Annotated in this window: 3 protein-coding genes; all 3 read right to left on the reverse strand. The window is 72.0% G+C overall.

What is annotated here, in order from left to right; genetic code table 11:
- Positions 1 to 81: 81 nt before the first annotated feature.
- Positions 82 to 2,139, reverse strand: a complete 2,058-nt coding sequence (locus GXP76_RS34065; RefSeq protein WP_242575488.1) for a bifunctional aldolase/short-chain dehydrogenase — start codon at positions 2,137 to 2,139, stop codon at positions 82 to 84.
- A 204-nt stretch (positions 2,140 to 2,343) separates the two neighbouring features.
- Positions 2,344 to 3,171, reverse strand: coding sequence for a nucleotidyltransferase domain-containing protein (locus GXP76_RS34070; protein ID WP_242575489.1), 828 nt, complete (start codon positions 3,169 to 3,171; stop codon positions 2,344 to 2,346).
- Positions 3,172 to 3,310: 139 nt separating this feature from the next.
- Positions 3,311 to 4,772, reverse strand: a 1,462-nt coding sequence (locus GXP76_RS34075) for a hypothetical protein (RefSeq protein ID WP_242575490.1), incomplete at its 5' end; no start/stop codon positions are given.

A 4,772-nucleotide genomic window follows, 5' to 3' on the forward strand; every position in this document is an offset into this window, starting at 1 on the left:
ACAGCTCCCGACGACGTCGGGGACTCGGTGTACGACACGGTGGTGCCCCCTGCTCTCTCGGCTTCCCGCCCGCTCCCCACCTCAGCGCAGGAACGCCGCTGCGACACCCGCGTCCACCGGAATGTGCAACCCGGTGGTGTGGGTGAGATCGCCGCCCGTCAGAGCGAACACCGCGTTCGCCACATGCTCGGGCAGCACCTCGCGCTTGAGCAGCGTCCGTTGGGCGTAGAACTCGCCCAGCTCCTCCTCCGCCACCCCGTACACCGCCGCCCGCTGCGCTCCCCAGCCCGCCGCGAAGATCCCCGACCCGCGCACCACCCCGTCCGGGTTGACGCCGTTGACCCGGATCCCGTACTCGCCCAACTCGGCTGCCAGCAGGCGTACTTGATGGGCCTGGTCCGCCTTCGTGGCCGAGTAGGCGATGTTGTTGGGCCCGGCGAACACCGCGTTCTTGGACGCGATGTAGACGATGTCGCCGCCCAGCCCCTGACCGGTCATGACCCGCGCCGCCTCCCGTGAGACCAGGAACGAGCCGCGCGCCATGATGTCGTGCTGGAGGTCCCAGTCCCGCGCGGTCGTCTCCAGCAGCGGCTTCGAGATCGAGATCCCGGCGTTGTTGACGACCAGGTCCACCCCGCCGAAGGCGAGCACCGCTTCGCGGAAGGCGGCGGCGATCGCGTCCTCGTCGGTCACGTCCACGGTGACCGCCACCGCCCGGTCCGCGCCGCCCAGCTCACCGGCGACCTCCGCCGCGCTCCGCGCGTTCACGTCGGCGACGACCACGCAGGCGCCCTCGGCCGCGAGCCGGTGCGCGATGGCCCTCCCGATGCCCGACCCGGCGCCCGTCACCAGCGCGACACGGGTGGACAGCGGCTTCGGGGCGGGCATCCGCCGCAGCTTCGCCTCCTCCAGCGCCCAGTACTCGATGCGGAACTTCTCCGACTCGTCGATCGGCGCGTACGACGAGACCGCCTCCGCCCCCCGCATCACATTGATCGCGTTGACGTAGAACTCGCCGGCCACCCGGGCCGTCTGCTTGTCCTTGCCGTACGAGAACATGCCCACGCCCGGTACCAGCACGATCGCCGGGTCGGCGCCGCGCATCGCCGGCGAGTCGTCGTCGGCGTGCCGGTCGTAGTAGGCGGCGTACCGCGCCCGGTACTCCTCGTGCAGCCGCGTGAACCGGGCCGTGACCTCGTCGAGCGGCGCGGACGCGGGCAGGTCGAGGACCAGCGGCCGGACCTTCGTACGGAGGAAGTGGTCCGGGCACGAGGTGCCGAGGGCGGCCAGCCGGGGGTGCTCGGCGCGGGCCAGGAAGTCCAGCACGGGCTCGCTGTCGGTGAAGTGACCCACCTGCGGCCGGTCGGTGGAGGCCAGCCCGCGCAGCAGCGGGGCCAGCGCGGCGGCGCGCGCCCGCCGCTCGTCCTCGGGCAGCGGGCCGTACCCGTCCAGCGGCGGACCGAACGGCTCCGGCCTGCCGCGCTCGGCGAGGAACCGCTCGGCCTCGCGGATGATGGCCAGCGAGTTCTCCTCGCACTCCCGCGACGTATTCCCCCACGCGGTGATGCCGTGGCCGCCGAGCACACAGCCGATCGCCCGGGGGTTCGCCTCCTTCACCGCGGCGATGTCCAGGCCGAGCTGGAAGCCGGGCCGGCGCCAGGGCACCCACACCACGCGGTCGCCGAAGCACTCGGCCGTCAGCGCCTCGCCGTCGGCGGCGCAGGCGAGCGCGATGCCGGAGTCGGGGTGCAGATGATCGACGTGCGCGGCGTCGACCAGGCCGTGCATGGCGGTGTCGATGGAGGGGGCCGCGCCGCCCTTGCCGTGCAGGCAGTAGTCGAAGGCGGCCACCATCTCGTCCTCGCGCTCCACGCCCGGGTACACCTCGGCGAGCGCCCGCAGCCGGTCCAGCCGCAGCACGGCCAGCCCCGGCTCGGTGAGCGTCCCCAGGTCCCCGCCGGAGCCCTTCACCCACATCAGTTCGGTGTCGGCGCCGCTCACCGGATCGGGGGCGGAGCCCTTGGCGGAGGTGTTGCCGCCCGCGTAGTTGGTGTTGCGCGGGTCGGCGCCCAGACGGTGGGAACGCGCGAGGAGCTCGGCGGCTTGAGCGTGCCGGGCGGCTTCGGGGGAGGGCGTCATCAAGAGGCTTCCTTCGATCCCTGATCGATGAATGAATCGATTCATTGAGAAGGTAGGCGGCTGCGCGGAGGCGTGTCAAGGGAGGTCACGTCCTCGCGTACGGCCTCGGCGCCCGCCCCCGGATCGTGCCCTCGCGGTCCCGCGCCGCGCCCGGCCGCCTCCGGTCCGACGGCGCCCGCCGGCACGCGGCGATGCCACCGGGAGTCACCCCTCGGCCAGCAACTCCGCGATCTCGTCATGGAGTTGGAGCGGCAGCCCGGTGCCCCAGCGCGCCGCCGCCTCGGCGGCGAGATCACGGCTCCACCGCCAGCTCTCCATCGCGGCCGACCGGAGTTCACCGGGCAGCGCTCCGCCGGTGGTCGCGAGATGGCGGGCGCGGTCGGCCTCCGGAAGATCCCGCTCCAGCGCACGGCTCGGCGTGAGCCAGTGCGTGGTGGAACCGCGCAGCAGCCGGCACAGCTTCAGCTGTAGGGGCGCCACGACGGCGTGCAGCAGGTTGTACGCGCGAGCGGTCTCCCCGCGCGCCCGCACATGGGCCAGCATCAGGGTCCAGTTGGCGAGTTCGTCGCACAGTTCCTGAGCCGTGGCCACCGGCTCGGGCGGCCGGAACTCGGCGAGCCGGCGCGCGGCGGCGGTCAACCGCCCCTCGCGGTCGAGAAGGACGGCGGATTCGGGATCGGGGAGATGAACAGCCCCCTCCCACGACGGGATCAGGCCGATGCCCGGCCCCGCCGCGTCGACATGGAACTCCCCGCGCATCAGGTCCTCGAAGACGACGGCGAGGATGCCGTGCATATTGGTGTGGGCCAGCTTCAGCGGCGCGATCCGCTCGACGAACTCCCGCCCGTCGAAGCTCTCCGCGTCCGCGTCCCGTACGAACAGGTACGCGTCGATGTCGGAGTGCGCGTCCGACTCCCCGAGGGTCCACGACCCGTACAACAGCACGCCCTCCAGGCGCGGTTCGGCCTCGGCCAGCTCACGCAGCCGCTCGATACGGTGGTTCAGGACGGGGGCGGGCGATACGTACGGCACGGGCTGGTCACTCCTGGGGTCGATGACGGCACACGAACGCGGCCCGGTGACTGCCGGGCTGCCGGATCCTGCTTGCGGACCACGCTCGTGTGCTCAGGTCATTCCCATGCCGGAGATCGTACGGGACGGCGCCGCCGAACTACCTGGACAGCAGCGGCTTCAGCGGGTCCACCGGCCGGATGGAGTCGAACGGATCCGTCTCGACCACGTAGCTGCAGTAGGTGTACGAGTAGCCGGGATCGATCGACATCCCGTCCGTCGTGCTCGTCACGTCGTCGGCCGCGTCCCCGGAGTGCTTGAGCAGGAAGTGGTAGTCGCCCACCGGCAGTCGCAGTGTCTTCTTCGGATAGCCCTTCCCGGAGTCCTTGCACGCCTTGTCGACGGCCTCGTAACTGGAGTAGTTCTCGCAGCCGCCGCACGCCTTTATCCTGACCGTGCCGGTCACGGGGCCCGTGTAGAGGATCTCCACCGCGTCCGCCGCGTCGTTGCTGATCACCACCTCCAGCCGGGCACCGCCGGGCGGGTTCTCGGGCGGCAGGCGCTTCCCGGCCGCCGCGCGCTCCGCGGCGATCTCGGCGGCGATGGCGATGTCCCGCGCGCGGTCCCCGCGGTCGCTGTTCTTGTACGTGGACCGGAAGGACGTCAGCGTCTCCAGGGCGAGGTCGAAGCGCTTGTCCTTGAACTGATCCACACCACAGGCGTAGGTCCCGGACTCCACGGCCGACGCCGCGCTCTTCGTGAGAGCCGCGGTGTCCGTCTCGAAGGACTTCACCAGATCGGAGATGTTCTCCAACTCCGTGGTGGACGTGCACGGATCGGCGCCGCCCAGCTTCTTCTCGCGCTGCTCGATGGCGGCGTCGACGGCGGGCCGCACCGCCGCCGCCTGCGCCGACTCGGGGAACGTGGAGATGAGTTCGGCGAGCTCGCCGCCGTCCGTTCCCGAAGCGCCCGCTGCCAGCCCGGTCCGCCCGCACTCTAGGAGCGAGACGGCCAGCGGCTCGTCGGGCCACGCGGCCAGTTTGCCGAGCAGGTCGGCGTCGACCGAATCGGGCACCTCGCGCAGGTACTTGAGGGGACCGACGGCCTCGCAGTACTCCTTCTCCGTGTACGGGCGGGCCACGGCGGCGTAGAACGTCTCCAGCCGCTCGGGCACGAGCTTCCCGGCTCTCGAACCGCCCTCGTTCTCGCCGAGTTCGCGGTAGACACCGAGGGCGGAGACGTAGCCCGCGGTCTTGTCCCGCCGGTCGCTGTCGCGCAGCGCCTCGACCTGCTTGTCGGCGTCGGCGAGTCTGTCGAGCAGCATCCGCTCGACGGCCTCGTCCTGCGCCGCCCCGTAGGCGACCGCACCGCCCACCGGAATCGCGAGCAGTACGACGGCGAGCGCGACGGCGAGCGCCGGTCGGAGGGCCGGGAGCACGAGGGGCGGACGCGGGGCCGGACCACGCGCGCGCCGGGCCCCGTCGAGGGCCGCGCCGATCAGCACCAGGGCGTAGAGGACGACGAGCGGCCCCGGGGCACCGTCGGTGCCGGCGGGCAGCAGCAGGAACAGGAAGAGCGCGGTCGCCGCCAGGTTGAGGGTGAGCCGGATCCAGTCGCGGAGC

The organism is Streptomyces sp. NP-1717 (assembly GCF_022695985.1).
Classification (GTDB): Bacteria; Actinomycetota; Actinomycetes; order Streptomycetales; family Streptomycetaceae; genus Streptomyces.

Bases quoted from the DNA above. Each gene is read 5' to 3' on its own strand.
- GXP76_RS34065 (WP_242575488.1), bottom strand. From the start codon at position 2,139: ATGACGCCCTCCCCCGAAGCCGCCCGGCACGCTCAAGCCGCCGAGCTC.